Raw genomic sequence first — 20,265 nt, 5'->3', positions numbered from 1 at the left:
GCCCGTTTCCGTCATTCCACGCTGATCGCCAGCGCACCGTCGCCGTCCTCGATCCGGACGTGCGAGCCGTCCGGGATTTCGCCGCCGAGCAGCTTCTCCGCCAGCGGGTCCTGCAGATACCTCTGCACCGCGCGCTTCAACGGCCGCGCGCCGTAGACCGGATCGTAACCAACCCGGCCCAGCCAGCGCTTCGCCGATTCCGAGAGGTCGAGCACGATCTTGCGGTCCTTGAGCAGCTTCTGCACGCGGGCGACCTGGATATCGACGATCGGCGCCATGTGCTCCTGCCCGAGACGGTGGAACAGCACGATCTCGTCGAGGCGGTTGAGGAACTCGGGCCGGAAATGCCCGCGCACCACTTCCATCACCTGCGGCTCGACCGTGGCCACGTCCACGCCCTCGTCGAGACCAGCGAGATACTGGCTGCCGAGGTTCGAGGTCAGGATGATGAGCGTGTTGGTGAAGTCCACCACGCGGCCCTGTCCGTCGGTCAGGCGCCCGTCGTCGAGCACCTGCAGCAGCACGTTGAAGACGTCGGAATGCGCCTTCTCCACCTCGTCGAACAGCACGACCTGATAGGGCCGCCGCCGCACCGCCTCTGTCAGCACGCCGCCTTCCTCGTAGCCCACGTAGCCCGGAGGCGCGCCGATCAGGCGGGCGACCGCGTGCTTTTCCATGAACTCCGACATGTCGATGCGCACCATCGCGGTGTCGTCGTCGAACAGGAAGCCCGCCAGCGCCTTGGTCAGCTCGGTCTTGCCGACGCCCGTGGGGCCGAGGAACAGGAACGAGCCGAGCGGCCGGTTCGGGTCCTGCAGACCGGCACGCGCGCGCCGCACCGCCTTGGAGACGGCGGCGACGGCATCGGTCTGGCCGATCACGCGGCCGCCGATGATCTCCTCCATCTTGAGCAGCTTCTCGCGCTCGCCTTCCAGCATGCGGTCGACCGGAACTCCGGTCCAGCGGCTGACGACACCGGCGATGTCATCCTCGGTCACTTCCTCGCGCAGCAAGGCGTTCCCGGCAGATGCCTGCGCCTCGGCCAGTTTCGCCTCCAGCGAAGGGATCGTCGAGTAGGACAGTTCGCCCGCCTTGGCGTAGTCGCCGCCGCGCTGCGCCTGCTCCAGTTCGATACGCGCGGCGTCGAGCTGTTCCTTGAGCTTGCCCTCGGCGGCGATCTTGTCGCGCTCGTTCTGCCAACGGGTCGTCAGCTCGCTCGACTGCTGTTCGAGGTTGCTGAGTTCCACGCGCAGCGCTGCGAGCCGGTCCTTCGATGCGGAATCGCTCTCCTTGCCGAGCGCCATTTCCTCGATCTTGAGCTGCACGATGCGGCGGTCGAGCTTTTCGATCTCCTCGGGCTTGCTTTCCACTTCCATGCGGATGCGGCTGGCGGCCTCGTCCATGAGGTCGATCGCCTTGTCGGGCAGGAAGCGGTTGGTGATGTAGCGGTTGGACAGCGTCGCCGCCGCCACGATCGCGCCGTCGGTGATGCGCACGCCGTGGTGCAGCTCGTACTTCTCCTTGAGCCCGCGCAGGATCGAGATGGTGTCCTCGACCGTGGGTTCGCCAACGAAGACGGGCTGAAAACGGCGCTGCAGGGCGGCGTCCTTCTCGACGTACTTCTGGTATTCGTCGAGCGTGGTCGCGCCGATGCAGTGCAGTTCGCCGCGCGCCAGCGCAGGCTTGAGCAGGTTGCCCGCATCCATCGAGCCTTCGGACGCGCCCGCACCGATCAGCGTGTGCATCTCGTCGATGAACAGGATGATCTGGCCGTCCGCGCCCTTCACTTCGTCGAGCACGGCCTTCAGGCGCTCCTCGAACTCGCCGCGGTACTTGGCGCCCGCGATCAGCGAGCCCATGTCGAGCGACATCAGGCTGCGGTCCTTGAGGCTGTCCGGCACGTCGCCATTGGCGATGCGCAGCGCAAGGCCCTCAGCGATGGCGGTCTTGCCGACGCCGGGGTCACCGATCAGCACCGGGTTGTTCTTGGTGCGCCGCGCGAGGATCTGGATGGTGCGGCGAATCTCCTCGTCGCGGCCGATGACCGGATCGAGCTTGCCGTCCTTCGCCGCCTGCGTGAGATCGCGGGCATACTTCTTCATCGCGTCGTAGGCGTTCTCCGCGCCCGCGCTGTCAGCCGTGCGGCCGCCGCGCAGTTCGGTGATTGCCGCCTCCAGCGCTTGCGCCGTGACGTTGCCGGCCTTGAGTGCCTGACCCGCAGGCGTGGTCGTCGCCAGCACGAGGCCCAGCAGCAGGCGCTCGACGGTAACGAAGCTGTCGCCCGCCTTGGTCGCCGCCTGCTCGGCGGCGTCGAGAACGCGCACGGCATCGTTGTCGAGGCCGGGCGAACCGGCGGCGCCGCTCCCCGACACGGCCGGGATCTTCGCCAGCGCCCTGTCGAGTTCCTGCGTCGCGAAGACCGGGTTGCCACCGGCACGCTTGATGAGCCCGGCGGCCATGCCCTCGGGGTCGTCGAGCAGGGCCTTGAGGATATGCTCGGGCGCGATGCGCTGGTGGTTCAGACGGATCGCGACGGTCTGTGCGGCCTGCAGGAAACCCTTGGCGCGGTCAGTGAACTTTTCGAGATTCATTGTGGAATGTGCCTCCTGATCCCGCCGATATGGTGTTGCTTATATGCAACACAAGGGCTGATCACCCGAATTTTTCCTTAGTCTGCGAAATGCCCGAAATCCTTGATCGGGCGCAAGGGACGCGGAGCCCGAACCGGCTGCCGAGGCAAAGATGGGTGCCCGTTGCCGATTTGCCAGAGGGCGTTTCGTTCCCTCCGATCGTCATTGCGAGCGTAGCGTAGCAAACCAGGGCAGACTCAAACCGCCCTGGATTGCTTCGCTTCGCTCGCAATGACGAATATGGGGCAGCGATATCTATGCGGCCTTCGCCGGGGCGGTAATGCAAGGCGTCCGCTAGCCCCGCCGCAAGCCCTGCCCTAGCCTTGGCGCGATAACCCGACGGGAAGAGGCTCTATGGCGAAATTCACACCCCAGCAGGCGGCGGACGTCCTCGCGATCAAGCAGGTGATCTACGAGTGGGGCGACGAACTCGACATCCACAACGGCCTGGAGATGCGCGAGACCGGCTGCCTGTCGCAGGACGTGCGCTACAACGTCGGCGGCCAGTGGCGCGAGGGGCTGGAGGCGGTCGAGGCGTTCTACAAGGGCCGCGCAGAGACCATGAAGGCAGGCGCGGGCCTCATGACCATGCGCCATATCATCACCTCGCTGCGCGTCGGGTTCGAGGGCGAGGACCATGCGAAAGTCGGCTACCTGCTGGTGTTCTTCGCAGCGCTGGGCGACGGGCCTTTCGACACGTACTGCGATCCGCTGGCAGTGGCCGACGTGAAGATGGAATGCCGCCGCGACGGTGATGGGGAATGGCGGATTTCGCTGTTCGATTCGGGGCAGATCTTCAAGCGGGGGTGAGGCGGCCACGCCCACCCCGCTGCGACTAAAGCCTTCGGCCTAAGTCTCGCTGCCCCTCCCGCAGGCGGGAAGGGGGGAGCCGCTGATCTCGCATTCCCCTCCCGCCTGCGGGAGGGGGCAGGGGTGGGCAAAAACGCCGCTGGCCACACGAAAACAAGCTGCTAACCTCCCACCCATGCGACCCGCCCCCACGTCGAGCCTGAGCGCTCTCGCCGCCGCCCTCCTCCTCTCAGCCTGCGCTACCGCCCCCTCGGGCACACCGGTTGCCAGCACGCCGACAGCGCCGCCTGCACCAGCCCAGCCCGCAGCGGCCTCACCGCAGGAACTGGTCGCCAAGGTCGACATTCCCTACGACAAGTTCGTCCTCGCCAACGGCCTGACCACCATCGTTCACACCGACCGCAAGGCGCCGATCGTCGGCGTCACGCTCTACTACAAGGTCGGGTCCAAGAACGAGCCGCGCGGCAAGACCGGCTTCGCGCACTTGTACGAGCACCTGTTCTTCGGCGGCTCTTCCAACGTGCCCAACTTCGACATTCCGCTGGAGGCGGCGGGGTCCACCTCGACCAACGGCTCCACCTGGTACGACCGCACCAACTACATCGAGACGGTGCCCACCGGCGCGCTCGACCTGGCGCTATTCATGGAGAGCGACCGCATGGGCGCGCTGCTCCCCGCCGTCACGCAGGACAAGCTCAACAAGCAGCGCGGCGTCGTCCAGAACGAGAAGCGGCAGGGCGACAACCAGCCTTACGGCCTCGCCGAATATACCGTGGCCGAGGGCCTGTTCCCGGTCGGCCACCCCTATCACCACTCAACGATCGGCTCGATGGCCGACCTCGACGCCGCCAGCCTGACCGACGTGCGCAAGTGGTTCACCGACCACTACGGCCCCAACAACGTCGTCCTCGTCCTCTCGGGCGACATCGATGCGGCGACCGCGCGGCCCAAGGTCGAAAAGTGGTTCGGCGCCATCCCCAAGGGCCCTGACATCGCGCCCGTCTCGGCCGGGCCTGTCACCCTGCCCGCGCCGCTCTCGCGCGACCTGACCGATCAGGTGCCGACCCTGCGCCTCAGCCGCGACTGGAGCGGGCCGGGCCTCAACGATGCCGACGCACCGGCGCTGCGCATCGGCATGCACATCCTCGGCGGGCTCGCCAGCTCGCGGCTGGACAACGAACTGGTGCGCGGGCAGCAGCTTGCCGTCTCCGTCACCGCATCGGCCATGACTTTCGAACAGGCCAGCTTCCTCGACGCCTCGATGGACGTGAAACCGGGCATCCAGCGCGCTGCCGCCGAAGCCGCACTCGACAAGGTCATCGCCGATTTCGTCGCCAAGGGGCCGAGCGAGGACGAAGTACGCCGCGCCGTCACCTCGATCCTGTCGAGCGAGATCGGCGGGCTGGAGCAGGTCGGCGGCTTCTCCGGCAAGGGCGCGACGCTGGCCGAAGGGCAGGTCTATTCGAACGATCCGGCCAAGTACAAGGCGGACCTTCAGGCCATCGCCGCGCTGACGCCGGACGCCGTGCGGACCGCGATGGCCAGGTGGCTCGGCCGCCCGGTCTACAAGATCGCCGTGGTGCCGGGCGCGCGCACCGAGGACGGCGCGAAGATGGGCGGCTGGGGCGACGAAGCGACCAACCCGCCCGCCGCACCGGGCAAGGCCGCCAAGGCCGCGAAGCTCGCCCCCGCGCCCAAGCGCACCGCGCCGCCGGTCGCCCCGGTCGGCGCTCTCGCCTTCCCGGCGATCGAGCGCGCAACGCTCTCGAACGGCATCCCCGTCACGCTGGCGCGGCGGACCACGGTGCCCAAGCTGGTCATGTCGATCGACTTCGACGCCGGTTATGCCGCCGACGCGCTCGACACGCCGGGCACGCAGGGGCTCATGCTCGGCATGCTGGAAGAAGGCACCAGGACCCGCAACGCCACCCAGATCGCCGAGGAACAGGAGCGTCTCGGCGCCTCGATCGGAACGAATGCCAGCCTCGATACCAGCAGCCTGACGCTGAGCGCACTGAGCGACAACCTCGCGCCCACGCTGGCGCTGGCCTCCGACGTGCTGCTCCACCCCGCCTTCGCGCAGGCCGATTTCGACCGCGCGCGCAGTCAGGCTCAGGCCGAACTGGCGCAGGCCCAGTCGACGCCGAGCGCGCTGGCTTCCCGCACTTTGAGCGGCGAACTCTTCGGCACGCATCCTTATGCGCAGCCGGGCGACGGCCTCGGCAGCGACACCGCGCTTGCCGCCCTCACGCCCGAGGCGCTGCGCGCCGCCCATGCCAAGTGGCTGCGCCCCGACCTCGCCCGGATCACCGTGGTCGGCGACGTGACGATGGCGGAACTGAAGCCGCTGCTGGAAAAGGCGTTCGGCGGCTGGAAGGCCCCGGCCGCGCCCAAGCCGGTCAAGCCGCTCGACACCACCACGCCCACACCTGCGTCGCGCGTGGTGCTGATCGACCGGCCGAACTCGCCGCAGTCGGTGATCCTCGCCGGGCGCGTGCTGCCGCTGACCGGCCGCACCCCGAACGAGGAATCGCTGATGCTCGCCAACGACGTCGTCGGCAACGGCTTCCTCTCGCGCCTCAACCTCGACATTCGCGAGGAGAAGGGCTGGAGCTACGGGGTGCGCTCGGGGATCAGCCAGGCGACCGGGCCGGTGATGATGCAGGTCATGGCACCCGTGCAGGCCGACCGCACCGGCGATTCGATCCGGGCCATCATCGCCGACATGGGCGCCCTGCCGACCAAGCAGCCGATCTCGGCCGAGGAGTACCAGCGCGTCACCGACGGCGCGATCCGCAGCCTGCCAAACGATTTCGAGACGAACGCGCAAGTGCTCTCCGCCATCGTCAAGAACGACCGGCTGGGGCGGCCCGAGGACTACTACGTCAAGCTGGCGCAGACCTATCGCGGCATCGATGCCAGGCGCATCGGCGCGGCGGCAGCACAGTACCTGCAGCCCGCCGACCTGACCTGGGTGATCGTCGGCGACCGCAAGGTCGTGGAACCGCAGCTCAAGGCTCTGGGTTTGCCCGTAGAGGTCCGCCCCGCCCCCGGCGGTCCAGGCCAAGGCGAGAACGACAGCGAAGGAGCATCCGAATGACCGTTGCCGGCACCTACGACTGCGTCACCAATACCCCGCTGGGCCGCCAGAAGGGCGTCCTAACCATCGAACCCGGAGCAGGCGACAGCTTCTCCGGGAACATCACCGGCGACCTCGGCAGCATGGATATTACCGACGGCCGCATCGCCGGGCAGAAGCTGACGTGGTCGATGAAGATGACCGTGCCGATGCCGATGGACCTCGACTGCTCCGCGACGGTCGAGGGCAATGCACTGACGGGAACGGTGAAGGCCGGAATGTTCGGCGCGATGGAGCTGACCGGAACCCGCCGCGCGGGCTGACGGAAGCATCCGAGGGGGCAAAGGCCCGACATCGCGCGCTCCACTGTGGCGCAATGCCGGGCCCCCTCACCCCCCCAGGTGAGCTTGTGCAGCGCACGGAGCCGCCTGCTCCGCACCGCCAGATGCGCAAACGATGCCCCTTGGGCACGCCAGCGCGAAATTGTTGGAAAGACCCCCCCGGTCTTCGCGCAATCGATAGCACCGCAAATTGCGAATACAAGCGGATTATTGCGAACGGTCCCACCACGGGACAACAAGAGTTGCACAGCGGACACAAAAAAGCCGCCGCACCGAAGAAACGGTGCGGCGGCTTTTTTCGCGAGCCTTGTTAAGCGTCAGCCCAGCTTGGCTTTCAGGATCTCGTTGACGACCTGAGGGTTGGCCTTGCCCTGCATCGCCTTCATCGTCTGGCCGACGAAGAAGCCGAACAGCGCCACCTTGCCCTCGCGGTACTGCGCAACCTTGTCGGCATTGGCGGCAAGGATTTCGTCCACCTTGGCCTCGATGGCGCCGGTGTCCGATTCCTGCTTCAGCCCCTCGCGCTCGACGATGGCTTCGGCGCCATCGCCGGTCTCCAGCATGATCTCCAGCACCTGCTTGGCGATCGAGCCGGAGATCGTGCCCTTGCCGACCAGCGCCAGCAGTTCGGCGGCCTGCGCATGGCTGACCGGCGAATCCTCAAGGCTCTTGCCCAGCTTGTTGAGCGCGCCGAAGAACTCCGAGATCAGCCAGTTCGCCGCCTGCTTGGCGACTTCGGCGGGCGCCTTGCCCTGCGCCGAAGCGGTCTCGGCCAGCAGCGCCTCGAACCACTGGAACGTATCGACGTCGGTGGTCAGCACGGCGGCGTTGTAGGCCGACAGCCCCAGTTCGCCTTCATAGCGCGCGCGCTTGGCGTCGGGCAGTTCGGGCAGAGAGGCGCGGCACGCCTCCAGGAAGGCATCGTCCAGTTCCAGCGGCAGCAGGTCGGGATCGGGGAAGTAGCGATAATCGTGCGCGTCTTCCTTCGAGCGCATCGAGCGGGTGGTGCCGCTGTTCGGGTCGAACAGGCGGGTTTCCTGCACGATCTTGCCGCCGCCCTCGATCACGTCGACCTGACGGTTCGCCTCGTGCTCGATCGTCTGCATGACGAAGCGGACCGAGTTGACGTTCTTGGTTTCGGTGCGGGTACCGAACTCGTCACCCGGCTTGCGCACCGAGACGTTGACGTCGCAGCGCATCGAGCCCTGATCCATGTTGCCGTCGCACGAGCCGACATAGCGCAGGATCGTGCGCAGCTTCGACACGTAAGCGCCTGCCTCTGCGGGCGAGCGCATGTCCGGGCGGCTGACGATCTCCATCAGCGCCACGCCCGAACGGTTGAGATCGACGTAGGACATCGTCGGGTGCTGATCGTGCATCAGCTTGCCTGCGTCCTGCTCGACGTGGATGCGCTCGATGCCAATGACCTTGTCCTCGGGGATACCGGCCTTCTCGTCCGCCTCGATCGTCAGCGAGCCTTCGCCGACGAGCGGGTGGTACAGCTGGCTGATCTGGTAGCCCTGCGGAAGATCGGCATAGAAGTAGTTCTTGCGATCGAAGCGCGACCACTTGTTGATCTGCGCGTCGATCGCCATGCCGGTGCGCACAGCCTGACGGATGCACTCACCGTTCGGCACCGGCAGCATGCCCGGCATCGCCGCGTCGATCAGCGAGACCTGCGTGTTCGGCTCCGCGCCGAACACCGTCGCCGAGCCGGAGAACAGCTTGGAATTGGACGTGACCTGCGCATGGATCTCGAGGCCGATCACGACCTCCCAGTCCCCGGTGGCGCCCTGGATGCGATATGTGCTCATATTACCACCACTTCTCCGGCTTCGCCGTGAATCCTGCGCGGCCCTCGATGGCGAGGCCCGCATTCAGTACGCCCTGCTCGTCGAGCGGGCGGCCGATGATCTGGAGGCCCAGCGGCAGCCCCTGCGCGTCGAGGCCCGCGGGCACCGACATCGCGGGCAGGCCCGCCAGCGAGGCCGGGACCGTAAACACGTCGTTGAGGTACATCGCGATCGGGTCTTCGTTGCTCTCACCCAGTGCGAACGCAGCGCTCGGCGCGGTCGGGGTCAGGAGGACATCGACCTGCTCGAACGCCTTGGCGAAGTCCTGCGAGATCAGCGCGCGGACCTTCTGCGCCTTCGTATAGTAGGCGTCGTAGAAGCCCGCCGACAGCACATAAGTGCCGATCAGGATACGGCGCTTGACCTCGGCCCCGAAGCCGTCAGCGCGGGTTGCGGCGTACATGTCCTGCAGGCCCGCACCGTCGGGCAGGTCCCGCAGGCCGTAGCGCACGCCGTCATAGCGCGCGAGGTTCGACGAGGCTTCGGCAGGCGCGATGATGTAGTAGGTCGCCAGCGCATACTGCGTGTGCGGCAGCGAGACTTCGACCACTTCGGCGCCCGCGTCCTTGAGCCAGGCGATGCCCTGCTCCCAGATCGCCTCGATTTCGGCAGGCATCCCATCGACGCGGTATTCCTTCGGGATGCCGACCTTCTTGCCCTTGAGGTCGCCCGAGAGCGCGGCGGTCCAGTCCGGCACGGGCAGGTTCAGGCTGGTCGCGTCCTTGGGATCGAAACCGGCCATGCTTTCCAGCATGATCGCGCAGTCGGTGACGTCGCGCGCCATCGCCCCCGCCTGATCGAGCGAGCTGGCATAGGCCACCACGCCCCAGCGCGAGCAGCGTCCGTAGGTCGGCTTGATGCCGGTGGTGCCGGTGTAGGCGGCGGGCTGGCGGATCGAACCGCCGGTGTCGGTGCCGGTGGCGGCGGGCGCAAGGCGCGCCGCGATCGCCGCCGAGGAGCCGCCCGAGGAACCGCCCGCCGTCAGCGGCGCATTGCTGCCGGGGCGACGCCAGGGCGACACGACCGAGCCGAAGTGGCTGCTCTCGTTCGAGGAGCCCATCGCGAACTGGTCGAGGTTGAGCTTGCCCAGCAGGCCAGCGCCCGCGTCCCACAGCTTCTGCGAGACAGTCGATTCGTACTGCGGCACGAAGCCTTCGAGGATGTGGCTGGCGGCGGTGGTCTGCACGCCGTTGGTGGTGAACAGGTCCTTCATGCCGATCGGCACGCCGCCCATAGGGCCGAGCGCTTCGCCGGCGGCGCGCTTGGCGTCGATGGCCTTCGCGGCTGCGATCGCGTGGTCGGGCGTGGCGACGATGAAGGCGTTCAGCGCGTCCTGCGCCGCTGCGACATTGGCGTTGAACGCCTCGGCCACTTCGACGGCGGAGAAGGTTCCGGCGGCGACGCCGTCGCGGATGGCGGCTACGCCAAGGTCGGTAATGTCAGTCATGCTGCATTCCAGATTTTGTGTGCTGCTGCATCCTTCGACAAGCTCAGGATGAGCGGGAATAGGTACAAAGTCCCTCTCCCCCAAAACACCGCTCATCCTGAGCTTGTCGAAGGATCGGGCCAAAGCGAAGTCGCTTACTCGATTACCTTGGGCACGCCGAAGAAGCCGTGTTCGGCCGCCGGGGCATTCGCCAGCACCGCGTCGCGCTTGTCGCCGCCGGTCAGCGGGTCGGCGTTGATGACGTCGTCGCGCAGGCGCAGGGTGTTGGGGATCACGGCGGTCATCGGCTCGACACCGTCGGTATCGACCTGCCCGAGTTGCTCCACCCAGGCGAGGATGCCGTTCAGTTCGGGCACCATGGCCTCAAGTTCCTGCTCGCTCACCTTGATGCGCGCGAGGCTGGCGATCTTCGCCACGGTTGCGGTATCGACCGACATGGCTTTCCCTTTACGGTTGAGCCCGCCGCGCATGGAAGCACGGCGGGCGGAAATTCGATAGCGGTGCGCTAGCAGCGGGGCGGCGCGGCTTCAAGCTTGCGTCGCCCCGAGACGGTCACTGGGCGGGCTTGGCCGCCCCGCCCTGCTGCTGGGCCGCCTGGGCCTGGGCCTGCATCTGCGCCATCATCGCCTGGATTTCCTCGGGCGTCTTGAAGTCGAGCAGGTCGATCTCGAAGACCAGCGTGGAATTCGCCGGGATCGGGCCGGACGCCTCGGCGCCGTAGCCCAGTTCGGGCGGAATGGTCAGGCGATAACGCCCGCCACGCTCCATCTGGAGCAACCCTTGAGCGAAGCCGGGAACGACTTCGTCAAGCGCCATCGGCATCTGTTCGTTCTGGTCGAACACGGTGCCGTCCTGCAGCATGCCCTTGTAGTTGATGAGTACGTAGCCATGCTCGGGCGGCTTGCCGCCGGTGCCGGCCTTGATCGCCTCGACCTTGACTTGCGGAGCCGCGGGCGTCGCCGCCGGAGCGGCAGGCTTCGACGCAGCTTGGGCGAACACCGCCGAGGGCGCTGCCGCGAGCAGCAGCGCCGCGATCGCTGACTTCACTGTGCCGGAACCGGAGCAGCCGCACCCGGAGGCATAGCACCCGGGGCGCCCGGAGCACCCGCGCCGCCCTGCATCTGCTGAAGCTGCTGCAGGATCTGCTGCTGCTGGCGGATTTCGGCAAGGCTCTTGTAGTCGATCAGCTCGACTTCGAACTTGAGGTCGGCGTTCGCGGGGATCGGCGAACCGGCTGGCGGATTGGCGCCGTAGGCCAGCTCGGCGGGGATAGTGACGTCATACTTGCCGCCGCGCTGCATCTTCATCAGCGCCTTGGAGAAGCCGGGCACGAACTGCGCGACGGGGTTGGGATAGTTCTTGTTCTCGTCGAACACCTTGCCGTCGGTCAGCATGCCCTTGTAATTGATGAGCACGACGTCTTCCATCGTCGGCGAGGCGCCGGTGCCGGCGGTCAGCGTCTTGACGGTGGGCGCGGGCGGCAGCGCGGCATAGGCGACACCGGCCGAGGCCAGCGCGATGGCGACGACACCGATCCAGATCTTGGAAATGGCGCCCTTTTCGATCGGCTGCAGCGCAACGCGGGTGATCTCGGTCATCGTCTATGCCCTCGTATTCTTCTGAAGCGCCCGGGCAGGACATCCCTTGCAGATGCACAAAGGGCGCGGAATGGTGATTCCGCGCCCTCATGGCTCAACCCGGCGCGGCATTCAAGCCGCTGATCCAGATTTAAAGGTGCCCTGCGCAAAAGCGCAGGAAAGCTCTTACTTCGAGCCGTCGCGCTCGGCGCGCTTGCGCTCAAGCTTGCGAGCGCGGCGAACGGCGGCAGCCTTTTCGCGAGCGCGCTTTTCCGAGGGCTTCTCGAAGTGACGGCGCAGCTTCATCTCACGATACACGCCTTCACGCTGCAGCTTCTTCTTGAGCGCACGAAGAGCCTGATCGACGTTGTTGTCGCGGACGAGAATCTGCATAAACCGAAACACCTCACAAAACAGACGAAGCCGCCACGCATCCGGTTCGGCGCGGCGTGCTGCGAATCTAGAGCCAATAAAAGGCCGCCGCCGGACTCGGAGGCAGCTGATTGAGCGGCCCGTTAGCAAAGTGACGCCTCGAAGACAAGACTTAAGCCGCAGCGAGTTGGATTCTCGGCCATTCGCGGCTAAGGCGGCGCCATGCCCCAACCTTCCTTTATACTGGCCTCGCTATATGTGGCCCTCGGCGGCGCGTTCGGCTCGTGGCTGCGCTTCCTCGTCGGGCGCGGCTGGACCGCTGCGCTCGGCCCGGTGCGCGCGGGCGTCTTTCCTTATGGCACCCTCACCGTCAACGTCGTCGGCAGCGTGCTGATGGGCGTTCTCGCCGGGTGGCTCGCCCGCTTCGGAAGTTCCGGCGAAGGCACCCGCCTGCTGCTTGGCATCGGCGTGCTGGGCGGGTTCACGACGTTTTCGTCGATGAGCCTCGATTTCGCCACCTTGATCCAGCGGGGCGAGATCGCCACCGCTGCCTTTTATACCGCCCTGTCACTGCTCGCCGGATTCGGCGGCCTGTTCCTCGGCCTTTTTGTTATGCGGAGCGTGGCATGAGCAATATCGATATCGTCCGTCAATTCACCGTCGGTCAGGATGACGACGGCGTCCGCCTCGACCGCTGGTTCAAGCGGCACTTGCCCAAGGTGGGCTTCGCGATGGTCTCGCGCTGGGCGCGCACCGGCCAGATTCGCGTCGACGGCAAGCGCGCCGACGTGGATACCCGGCTGGAAGCGGGCCAGACCCTGCGCGTGCCTCCCGGTGGCGAGCAGAAGGCCAGCGCCAACGGCGAACGCCCTCGCCGCGAACTGACCGAGGCCGAGATCGAACTCGCCGATTCGATGGTGCTGACGCAGGATCGCGCCGCGATCGTGCTCAACAAGCCGCCGGGCCTCGCCACGCAGGGCGGCTCGGGCATGAAGGAGCATGTGGACGGGCTGCTCGACGCCTATGTCGAGAAGGGCCCGCGCCCGCGCCTCGTCCACCGGCTCGACAAGGACACCTCGGGTGTCCTGCTGATCGCCCGCACGCCGGGCAGCGCGGCGTTCTTCTCGAAGCGATTCTCCGGCCGCACCGCCAAGAAGATCTACTGGGCGCTGGTGGTCGGCGTGCCGAGCATCAATGACGGCATGATCGAACTGCCGCTCGCCAAGCAGCCGGGCACCGGCGGCGAGAAGATGCACGTGGACGAGAAGGAAGGGCAGACCGCCCGCACCCGCTACCGCGTGATCGACCGCGCCGGCAACCGCGCGGCCTGGGTCGAGCTGCACCCGCTGACGGGCCGCACCCACCAGCTGCGCGTCCACATGGCGGCGATCGGCCACCCGATCGTCGGCGACGGCAAGTATGGCGGGCAGGAGGCGTTCCTGACCGGCTCGATCAGCCGCAAGATGCACCTCCACGCACGCCGCCTGCTGATCGAGCATCCGGACGGCGCCCCGCTGGACGTCACCGCCCCCTTGCCCGAACACTTCGCCAATTCGCTGGAGCAGCTGGGCTTCGTCGAATCGGAAGGCGACTTCGAGATCGAGGCTCCGGCCGAGTTCACCAAGGAAGACCAGAAGAAGGCCGCCAAGCAGCACGCCAAGGAATACCGCAAGGAACGCCGTGGCGAGCGACGCAAGCGCAGCGAAGGCCCCGGCTCGGGCCAGACACGACTGAGCAAGCCGGGCAGCAAGCCCGGCGGAAAGGCACCCGGCAAGCCTGCGGGCAAGTCGTTCGGGAAGCCCGGCGGCAAACCCGCGCGTGCCGGTGGCAAGCCTTCCGGTCCCAGCACCGGCGGACGCACCGGCGCGCGCTCTGGTCCCAGGCCCGGCGGCGCGCCGCGAGGCAGGTCCCGGTGAAACTGGCGGTCTTCGACTGCGACGGCACCCTCGTGGACGGTCAGGCGCCGATCTGCGAGGCGATGGAGGCGGCCTTCGCCGCCTTCTCGCTGCCTGCACCGACGCGCGGGAGCATCCGGCGTGCGGTCGGGCTTTCGCTGCCTCAGGCGATCCGCCAGTTACTGCCCGATTCGGACGCCGAACAGCAGCACGCCATGGCCGAGGCCTACAAGCTCTCGTTCCGCACCGCGCGCGAACAGGGCCGTGTCGCCCAGCCGCTGTTCCCGGGGATCGAGGACACCTTGCGCGCCCTTCATGCGAATGGCTGGACGCTGGGCGTCGCCACCGGCATGTCGGATCGCGGCCTTGGCTTCTGTCTTGAGGCGAACGGCATCGCCGACCTCTTCGTGACCTTGCAGACCGCCGACCGCCACCCCTCCAAGCCCCACCCTGCCATGCTGGAAGAGGCGCTGTTCGAGGCGGGGGCGCAGGCATCGGAAGCGGTGATGATCGGCGATACCGCCTACGACATGCAGATGGCGAGCGCCGCGCAAGTCCGCGCCATCGGCGTCGACTGGGGCTATCACCACCCGCGCGAACTGACCGAGGCGGGCGCCGAAATGGTCGCCGAGACCCCGGCGCAGCTGCTGGAGCATCTACTCAAGTGAAGCAGCCGAACCTCGGTCGCGACCCCGCCGTGCTGCGCTTCGCGATCATCAATATCGTGCGCATTCTGGGCGTCGTCGGCGTGCTGCTGGGCATCCTGACGACGAGCGGACGCATTCTTTCAGGCGCGCCGCAAATCGTCGGGTTCGCATTCCTCAGCTTCGGCGTGATGGGCGCTTTCGTCCTTCCGCCCGTTCTCGTCAGAAAGTGGCGCACACCCAAATGAAGCGTTTCTACAAGGAAGCGACCGCCGAGCAGGCCGAAAACAGCTGGTGCGCGGTCCTCGACGGCCGCCCGATCCGCACCGCCGGCGGCCGCCCGCAAGTCGTGCCGACGCAGGCGCTGGCGCAGGCCCTCGCCGCCGAATGGGCTGGACAGGGCGAGGTGATCGACGCTGCGACCTTCCACTACCGCGATCTTGCCGACTTCGCGATCGACGCCGTTGCGCCCGCGCGCGGCACCGTCATCGCCGAACTCCTGCCTTATGCCGAGACCGACACCCTGTGCTATCGCGCCGACCCGGACGAGGCGCTCTACAAGCGCCAGCAGGAGGTGTGGGAGCCGGTGCTCGCGGCGGCCGAAACGCGGCTCGGCGTCACTTTCGCGCGCATCTCCGGGATCATTCACAAGCCCCAGCCCGAAGCGACCCTGGTGCACCTGCGCAGCGAACTGGACGCCTGCAGTGATTTCGAACTGGCTGCACTCAAGATGCTGTCCAGCCTCTCGGCCTCGCTCGTGATCGCGCTGGAGGCGATCCGGCCCGGCGCCGATGCCGAAGCCTTGTGGCAGGCCGCCGAACTCGAGGCCGACTGGCAGGTCGAACTCTGGGGCGAGGACTGGGAAGCCACCGAACGCCGCGCCGCCCGCTTCGAGGCGTTCAAACTTGCGATGTCGCTGGCCGCACTCTCTCGCTGAAACGGAAAAGACCCGCCACGGCACAAGCCGGGCGGGTCTTTCAGCAAGAGCGGACGCCATCGGCGCCCGCCCCTGTCCTGAGATCAGAACTTGGCGCCGATCGCGATGACGCCGTTGTGGCGGCTGACGTCGGACTGGTAGTTCGAGTAGCGGTACTCGGCCTTCACGAAGAACTTCTCGTTCAGATCGTACTGGTAGCCTGCGCCGAGGCGGAAGCCGTCGAGATCGGTGCGGATACCGGCAACGCCATCGACGTCATCGACGTATGCGTTCACTTCGGCGCGGGCATTGGCATAGCCGCCCATGAGGTAGAAGCTGCTCTTGTCGGTGATGCGCGTGCCGACGCGGGCCAGGATCGCGACGTCGCGACCGGCTTCGAGGCATGCCTTGGTGTCGCCATCGCGCTCGCAACGCTTGGTCTCGCTGTCGGCGTAGGTCGCCTGCACGCCCACGAACATGCCGTTCGAGATCGGCATGTCGTAGCCCACCGTCGCGCCGTAACCGATGTTGGCTTCGGACTCGCCCTCGGCCGACACCACGTCGAGACCGGCTTCCGCCTGGACGAATGCCTGTGCCTGGGCAACGGCCGGAACGGCGAACAGCGCGGCGGCCACGGCCACCGGGACGAACTTCTTCATGGTATGCTCCTGCAATATTCTTGTCGCACCCGCGCCGTTGCCGGCAGCGGGGAGGCGCCCCTTAGCGGGCGAGAATTTGCCGTCAAACCAGAGAGTTGTTTCCGAATTGTCATCGAACTGTCACTGTTGCAGTCAAGCAACAGTGACGATGGTGGAAGAAGCGGATCTGCCCGCCGTTTCGCGTCAATTCATTCGTTTGCAGCGATGTAAAGGATCTGCCCGAGAAAGAACTTTTTTGTTCGCCTCTTTTATATCGCGACAACGCTTACCATGGCGCTCTTTAGCCGAGACATGGTGCGACAGTCCTTCGACGAGGTCAGGATGAGCGAAGTTGAGATGACAGGAAAGGTGAAGGCACATCCTTCACCTCCCTCTCAGACTGCGCCTGTCGAAGCCCTCGCCCGACAGCAGCAAGCCCTCAGCCCTTTATCCAATCCGCCACCTGCCGCGCGACGTCGTTCGCCGCCTGGTTGAGCGCTGCGCCGACTGGCTTGGCCTTGGCCTCGACGCCGTTCACAACCGCCTCGAAGCGCTTCGTCTGCAGGGGGCCGGTGCCGCGCTCCGAGCGTACCGCATCGAAGCGGACGACGACCGCGCTGCGCTGCGCATCATAGCCCATCTGCAGCAGGCGGCCGCCGATGAGCGTCTTGCCGGTAACCTCGAAATCGCCGCCCTCGACCACCAGTTGTCCGGTGCGCGCGCGCAGGGTCTCCGCCAGCAGGGAGCGGAACTGGCGCGTCGGCTTTTCCACCCACAGCGCGTCCTTGAGATACGCAACGCTGGAGTTGTCCACCGTCACCGGCACGCGCAGCACGTCGAGACCGCGATCGGATTCGGGATCGAGCACTACGATCGCATCCGAGAGCTGGCCGCTAGCCGTCGCCCCGGCCGGAGCCGAATCCTGCGCGGTCAGCTTGAGCAGTTCGTCGGGCGGCTTGGTACCGAGGCTCACGCAAGCCGACAGGGTGAGCGCGGCGGCGGCCGCCATCAGTCCATGGCCAAAACGGTTCATCGCGATACCCCTCACGGCTTATAGTCGGGCAGCTTCTGCCCCTTGAGCAGCGCTCCGGCGCCCTGCTCGTCGATCTTCTCGGTCAGGCTGCGCAGCGCCTTGCTGGTCGCGCGCAAGTCGCGGATCGCGCTTTCGGCGGCGGGCAGCGTCTGCTCGGACACCTGGTCCAGCGCGGGCTGCGCATGGGCCATCGTCTTGTCGAGCTGGTCCATCGACTTCTGTGCGGAAGCCAGAGTCTTGCGCAGCTGTTCGGCCAGCGAACTGCCCTCGTCGCCCAGCAGGTCGTCGGCCTTGTGCGCCACGCCCTCGAATGCGGCGAGGGTCTGCGTGCCCTGCTTGAGCGTAGCCTGAAGCTCGCTCATCGTCGCGCGCAGCTGCGGCGTCGCCTGCGAGAGGTCCTTCGTCATCTTGTCGGTGTTGGCAAGGATGCCGGTGATCGACTTGCGGTTTTCCGCGCTCATCAGCTGGTTGAGGTTCTCGGTCAGCGTGGCGAGGCGTTCCATCAGCAGCGGCGCGTTGGTCAGCAGTTCGCCGAAGCCCCCGCGCTTGGTCGGGATGACCGGCACGCCTTCCGGTCCGGGCTCGGTCAGTAGCGGCGCGCCCTTGACGGCGCCCTCGAGCTGGATGTCGGAAACGCCGGTGAAGCTGCCCTGGATGGTCGCGGTGGTGCCCACGGTGATCGGCACCTTCTCATCGACCTTGACGCGCACGCGCACGAAGCTGGGGTCCTGCGGCCACAGCTCGATCTGCGTGACCTGCCCCGAAGGCACGCCCGCATAGCCGACTTCCGACCCCTTGGCCAAACCGTCCACCGACTGCTTGAAGAAGATGTCGTATTCGTTCTGGGCGCCTTCGTTGAGCCGCGCGATCCAGATGACGAACGCCGCGAGCGCCGCCAGCAGGACAAGCGTGACGACTCCGACCCAGACGTGATTGGCTTTGGTTTCCATCGCCTGCGCCCCTATGCCTCCGACTTCTTGCTGTCCGTGTCGGACGGCGAACTAGCTTGAACCGCCTCGGCGGCTTCCTGTTCCGGCAATGCCTGTTCGGACATCGGCGGATCGTCCTTCGCGACAAGCGCCGCACGGCCACGCGGACCGTTGAAATATTCCTGAATCCACGGATGGTCGAGCGCCAGCAGTTCCGGGATCGTGCCTACCGCGATGACCTTCTTGTCCGCCAGCACCGCCACCCGGTCGCAGATGGCGTAGAGCGTGTCGAGGTCATGGGTGATGAGGAAGACGGTGAGCCCCAGCGTTTCCTTCAGCTCGCGCGTCAGGCTGTCGAACGCGGCGGCGCCGATGGGATCGAGGCCCGCGGTCGGCTCGTCGAGGAACAGCAGTTCAGGGTCCAGCGCCAGCGCGCGGGCAAGACCGGCGCGCTTCTTCATGCCGCCCGAAAGCTCGCTCGGGAACTTGAACGCGGCGTTTTCCGGGAGCCCTGAGAGGCGCACCTTGAAGCGGGCGATCTCGGCCCGCAGCGCCGGGGTGATCTCGGGGAAGAACTGCTTGAGCGGGACTTCGACGTTCTCACCCACGGTCAAGGTCGAGAACAGCGCGCCGCCCTGGAACAGCACGCCCCAGCGCGAGCGCAGGTCGATGTCCTCGTCCTCGGTCGCCTCGCCGATCCTGTGACCGAGCACGGTGATGCTGCCCTCGGCCGGCTGCTGCAGCCCGATGATCGAGCGCATCAGCACCGACTTGCCGGTGCCCGAACCGCCGACGACGCCCAGGATCTCGCCCTTGCGGACCTTGAGGTCGAGGTCCTCGTGGATCACGTGCTCACCGAAGGCGCTGCGCAGCCCTTCGACGAGGATCGGGTATTCGCCCTGATAATCGTCCGAGAGGTCCGTCATGCCCAACCGATTTTCGTGAAGAAGATGGCGAAGAAGGCGTCGAGGACGATCACCGTGAAGATCGCGGTGACCACCGCCTGCGTCGTGCGTGCGCCGACTTCCTCCGCGTTGGCGGTCACCTGCATGCCCTGGTAGCAGCCCGCCAGCGCCACGATCAGCGCGAAGACCGGCGCCTTGATCAGCCCGATCCAAACGTCGGTGATCGGCACCACTTCCTGCGTGCGCTGCAGGAACGTCCAGAATGGAATGTCGAGCGCGAGGCCGCCGATAGTCGCGCCGCCGATGATCGCAAGGACCGAGCTGTAAAAGCCCAGCAGCGGCATCATCAGCATCGAGGCCAGCACGCGCGGCACTACCAGCGCCTGCACCGGCGAGACACCGATGGTCCGCATCGCGTCCACTTCCTCGGTCAGCTTCATCGTGCCGATCTGCGCCGCGAAGGCCGATCCCGAGCGGCCCGCGACCATGATCGAGGTCATCAGGATGCCCAGCTCGCGCATCGACAGGCGGCCGGTGAGGTTGATCGTGTAGAATTCCGCGCCGAACTGCGCCAGCTGCACCGCGCCCTGCTGCGCGATGACGATACCGATGAGGAAGCTCATCAGCCCGATGATCCACAGCGAGTTGATGCCCACGTACTGCATGTGGAACACCAGCGCGGTGCCGCGTAGCTTCGACGGGCGGCGGATCACCGCGCCGAGGGCGAGGATCAGTTCGCCCAGGAAGTCGAGCACCTTGACGATGCCCTGCCCCCAGTTCGCCATCAGATCGCCGAGTTCGTCCAACTGACGAGTGATGAAGGGCAGCTTGGGTTCCGGCTCGGCCTCATGCTCGTGCATGTTGCCAATGGCGGCGAAGAGGCGGCGCGCCTGCTCGTTCTCTCCGGTGATCTCCAGCCCGCGCTGGTTAGCGTAGTGCGTGACGAGCCAGGCGCCGGTGGTGTCGATATCGGTGACGCCGGACATGTCCACGCGGGTGAAATTCCCGCTCAGGCCATGCAGCTTGGCGTCAAGATTGCCCAGCGAATGAACGCAAAGCGGTCCCTTCAGCGCCAGGACATGGTCGGCGCCTTGGTCGTTTTCCGACAGGGTGAATTCAGCCCATTCCCGCATGTTCGCTCGCTTTGGGGGAAAAACCATGGACCGGCAAGATGTTCCATGGTGGCGACGAGATGT

General features: G+C 66.5%; 20 protein-coding genes. 8 read left to right on the top strand and 12 right to left on the bottom strand.

All coding sequences use genetic code 11. The features are described from left to right. Positions 1-11: 11 nt before the first annotated feature. Positions 12-2,591 (bottom strand): ATP-dependent chaperone ClpB, encoded by a 2,580-nt coding sequence (gene clpB, locus ACODRZ_RS05415; protein WP_488969852.1) that lies wholly within the window; start codon positions 2,589-2,591, stop codon positions 12-14. A gap of 393 nt (positions 2,592-2,984) precedes the next feature. Between clpB and ACODRZ_RS05410 the strand changes: the two genes are divergently transcribed. The 3 genes from ACODRZ_RS05410 to ACODRZ_RS05400 all read left to right on the top strand — a co-directional run bounded on the left by ACODRZ_RS05410 (position 2,985) and on the right by ACODRZ_RS05400 (position 6,842). Then, the gene (locus ACODRZ_RS05410; protein WP_488969853.1) at positions 2,985-3,440 is read left to right on the top strand and encodes a nuclear transport factor 2 family protein; all 456 of its coding nucleotides are present in this window, start codon (positions 2,985-2,987) and stop codon (positions 3,438-3,440) included. 175 nt (positions 3,441-3,615) lie between these two features. After that, positions 3,616-6,540 carry a M16 family metallopeptidase gene (locus tag ACODRZ_RS05405; RefSeq protein ID WP_488969854.1) on the top strand — a complete coding sequence of 975 codons (2,925 nt, stop codon included), beginning with the start codon at positions 3,616-3,618 and terminating at the stop codon, positions 6,538-6,540. Beyond that, positions 6,537-6,842, top strand: a complete 306-nt coding sequence (locus ACODRZ_RS05400) for a hypothetical protein (RefSeq protein ID WP_488969855.1) — start codon at positions 6,537-6,539, stop codon at positions 6,840-6,842. Before ACODRZ_RS05405 ends, ACODRZ_RS05400 begins: the two co-directional genes overlap by 4 nt. A 335-nt stretch (positions 6,843-7,177) precedes the next feature. On the opposite strand, the gene gatB is transcribed toward ACODRZ_RS05400, so the two are convergent. The 6 genes from gatB to rpsU form a co-directional block, all read right to left on the bottom strand. Further along, positions 7,178-8,674 carry an Asp-tRNA(Asn)/Glu-tRNA(Gln) amidotransferase subunit GatB gene (gatB, locus tag ACODRZ_RS05395; RefSeq protein WP_488969856.1) on the bottom strand — a complete coding sequence of 499 codons (1,497 nt, stop codon included), beginning with the start codon at positions 8,672-8,674 and terminating at the stop codon, positions 7,178-7,180. Between the two features lies 1 nt (position 8,675). Next, complete coding sequence (gatA, locus tag ACODRZ_RS05390; RefSeq protein ID WP_488969857.1) at positions 8,676-10,160, bottom strand: Asp-tRNA(Asn)/Glu-tRNA(Gln) amidotransferase subunit GatA; 1,485 nt, start codon at positions 10,158-10,160, stop codon at positions 8,676-8,678. Positions 10,161-10,294: 134 nt separating this feature from the next. Then, the gene (gene gatC / locus ACODRZ_RS05385; RefSeq protein WP_488969858.1) at positions 10,295-10,597 is read right to left on the bottom strand and encodes an Asp-tRNA(Asn)/Glu-tRNA(Gln) amidotransferase subunit GatC; all 303 of its coding nucleotides are present in this window, start codon (positions 10,595-10,597) and stop codon (positions 10,295-10,297) included. Positions 10,598-10,712: 115 nt separating this feature from the next. Continuing rightward, positions 10,713-11,207, bottom strand: a complete 495-nt coding sequence (locus tag ACODRZ_RS05380; protein ID WP_488969859.1) for an FKBP-type peptidyl-prolyl cis-trans isomerase — start codon at positions 11,205-11,207, stop codon at positions 10,713-10,715. Continuing rightward, the gene (locus ACODRZ_RS05375; protein ID WP_488969860.1) at positions 11,204-11,758 is read right to left on the bottom strand and encodes an FKBP-type peptidyl-prolyl cis-trans isomerase; all 555 of its coding nucleotides are present in this window, start codon (positions 11,756-11,758) and stop codon (positions 11,204-11,206) included. Before ACODRZ_RS05375 ends, ACODRZ_RS05380 begins: the two co-directional genes overlap by 4 nt. 165 nt (positions 11,759-11,923) lie before the next feature. Then, positions 11,924-12,130: a 30S ribosomal protein S21 gene (gene rpsU / locus ACODRZ_RS05370; protein WP_008832565.1), complete on the bottom strand. Its 207-nt coding sequence runs from the start codon at positions 12,128-12,130 to the stop codon at positions 11,924-11,926. A 201-nt stretch (positions 12,131-12,331) separates the two neighbouring features. Here rpsU and ACODRZ_RS05365 point away from each other — a divergent pair, with 201 nt between their 5' ends. Genes ACODRZ_RS05365 through ACODRZ_RS05345 form a run of 5 tightly spaced genes read left to right on the top strand, consistent with a single transcriptional unit; the run spans position 12,332 to position 15,585 of the window. Then, a complete protein-coding gene (locus ACODRZ_RS05365) occupies positions 12,332-12,739 on the top strand; it encodes a CrcB family protein (RefSeq protein WP_488969861.1) in 408 nt (135 codons plus the stop codon). Next, positions 12,736-14,025 carry an RluA family pseudouridine synthase gene (locus tag ACODRZ_RS05360; RefSeq protein WP_488969862.1) on the top strand — a complete coding sequence of 430 codons (1,290 nt, stop codon included), beginning with the start codon at positions 12,736-12,738 and terminating at the stop codon, positions 14,023-14,025. The genes ACODRZ_RS05365 and ACODRZ_RS05360 overlap by 4 nt, the downstream gene beginning before the upstream one ends. Then, on the top strand, positions 14,022-14,672 hold the full coding sequence (locus ACODRZ_RS05355) for an HAD-IA family hydrolase (protein WP_488969863.1): 651 nt from the start codon (positions 14,022-14,024) through the stop codon (positions 14,670-14,672). The genes ACODRZ_RS05360 and ACODRZ_RS05355 overlap by 4 nt, the downstream gene beginning before the upstream one ends. After that, a complete protein-coding gene (locus ACODRZ_RS05350) occupies positions 14,669-14,896 on the top strand; it encodes a hypothetical protein (RefSeq protein ID WP_488969864.1) in 228 nt (75 codons plus the stop codon). The genes ACODRZ_RS05355 and ACODRZ_RS05350 overlap by 4 nt, the downstream gene beginning before the upstream one ends. Then, positions 14,893-15,585 (top strand): ATP12 family chaperone protein, encoded by a 693-nt coding sequence (locus tag ACODRZ_RS05345; RefSeq protein WP_488969865.1) that lies wholly within the window; start codon positions 14,893-14,895, stop codon positions 15,583-15,585. The genes ACODRZ_RS05350 and ACODRZ_RS05345 overlap by 4 nt, the downstream gene beginning before the upstream one ends. An 83-nt stretch (positions 15,586-15,668) precedes the next feature. On the opposite strand, the gene ACODRZ_RS05340 is transcribed toward ACODRZ_RS05345, so the two are convergent. From ACODRZ_RS05340 to ACODRZ_RS05320, 5 genes are all read right to left on the bottom strand, one after another. Further along, on the bottom strand, positions 15,669-16,223 hold the full coding sequence (locus tag ACODRZ_RS05340) for an outer membrane protein (protein WP_488969866.1): 555 nt from the start codon (positions 16,221-16,223) through the stop codon (positions 15,669-15,671). Positions 16,224-16,641: 418 nt separating this feature from the next. Then, positions 16,642-17,235, bottom strand: a complete 594-nt coding sequence (locus ACODRZ_RS05335; RefSeq protein WP_488969867.1) for an ABC-type transport auxiliary lipoprotein family protein — start codon at positions 17,233-17,235, stop codon at positions 16,642-16,644. A gap of 11 nt (positions 17,236-17,246) precedes the next feature. Continuing rightward, on the bottom strand, positions 17,247-18,185 hold the full coding sequence (locus ACODRZ_RS05330) for an MlaD family protein (RefSeq protein WP_271184726.1): 939 nt from the start codon (positions 18,183-18,185) through the stop codon (positions 17,247-17,249). Positions 18,186-18,196: 11 nt separating this feature from the next. Beyond that, positions 18,197-19,090 (bottom strand): ABC transporter ATP-binding protein, encoded by an 894-nt coding sequence (locus tag ACODRZ_RS05325; RefSeq protein WP_488969868.1) that lies wholly within the window; start codon positions 19,088-19,090, stop codon positions 18,197-18,199. Next, entirely contained in the window at positions 19,087-20,202 is a 1,116-nt protein-coding gene (locus ACODRZ_RS05320; RefSeq protein WP_488969869.1) for an ABC transporter permease, read from the bottom strand. The genes ACODRZ_RS05325 and ACODRZ_RS05320 overlap by 4 nt, the downstream gene beginning before the upstream one ends. Between the last annotated feature and the right edge of the window lie 63 nt (positions 20,203-20,265).

Source organism: Novosphingobium sp. FG90 (genome assembly GCF_057808725.1).
The sequence above is the reverse complement of the archived record's forward strand: the minus strand, read 5'-3'. Positions and strand labels throughout refer to the sequence as shown.

Bases quoted from the DNA above. Each gene is read 5' to 3' on its own strand.
- clpB (WP_488969852.1), bottom strand. From the start codon at position 2,591: ATGAATCTCGAAAAGTTCACTGACCGCGCCAAGGGTTTCCTGCAGGCC.
- ACODRZ_RS05410 (WP_488969853.1), top strand. From the start codon at position 2,985: ATGGCGAAATTCACACCCCAGCAGGCGGCGGACGTCCTCGCGATCAAG.
- ACODRZ_RS05405 (WP_488969854.1), top strand. From the start codon at position 3,616: ATGCGACCCGCCCCCACGTCGAGCCTGAGCGCTCTCGCCGCCGCCCTC.
- ACODRZ_RS05400 (WP_488969855.1), top strand. From the start codon at position 6,537: ATGACCGTTGCCGGCACCTACGACTGCGTCACCAATACCCCGCTGGGC.
- gatB (WP_488969856.1), bottom strand. From the start codon at position 8,674: ATGAGCACATATCGCATCCAGGGCGCCACCGGGGACTGGGAGGTCGTG.
- gatA (WP_488969857.1), bottom strand. From the start codon at position 10,160: ATGACTGACATTACCGACCTTGGCGTAGCCGCCATCCGCGACGGCGTC.
- gatC (WP_488969858.1), bottom strand. From the start codon at position 10,597: ATGTCGGTCGATACCGCAACCGTGGCGAAGATCGCCAGCCTCGCGCGC.
- ACODRZ_RS05375 (WP_488969860.1), bottom strand. From the start codon at position 11,758: ATGACCGAGATCACCCGCGTTGCGCTGCAGCCGATCGAAAAGGGCGCC.
- rpsU (WP_008832565.1), bottom strand. From the start codon at position 12,130: ATGCAGATTCTCGTCCGCGACAACAACGTCGATCAGGCTCTTCGTGCG.
- ACODRZ_RS05365 (WP_488969861.1), top strand. From the start codon at position 12,332: ATGCCCCAACCTTCCTTTATACTGGCCTCGCTATATGTGGCCCTCGGC.
- ACODRZ_RS05360 (WP_488969862.1), top strand. From the start codon at position 12,736: ATGAGCAATATCGATATCGTCCGTCAATTCACCGTCGGTCAGGATGAC.
- ACODRZ_RS05345 (WP_488969865.1), top strand. From the start codon at position 14,893: ATGAAGCGTTTCTACAAGGAAGCGACCGCCGAGCAGGCCGAAAACAGC.
- ACODRZ_RS05340 (WP_488969866.1), bottom strand. From the start codon at position 16,223: ATGAAGAAGTTCGTCCCGGTGGCCGTGGCCGCCGCGCTGTTCGCCGTT.
- ACODRZ_RS05335 (WP_488969867.1), bottom strand. From the start codon at position 17,235: ATGAACCGTTTTGGCCATGGACTGATGGCGGCCGCCGCCGCGCTCACC.
- ACODRZ_RS05330 (WP_271184726.1), bottom strand. From the start codon at position 18,185: ATGGAAACCAAAGCCAATCACGTCTGGGTCGGAGTCGTCACGCTTGTC.
- ACODRZ_RS05325 (WP_488969868.1), bottom strand. From the start codon at position 19,090: ATGACGGACCTCTCGGACGATTATCAGGGCGAATACCCGATCCTCGTC.
- ACODRZ_RS05320 (WP_488969869.1), bottom strand. From the start codon at position 20,202: ATGCGGGAATGGGCTGAATTCACCCTGTCGGAAAACGACCAAGGCGCC.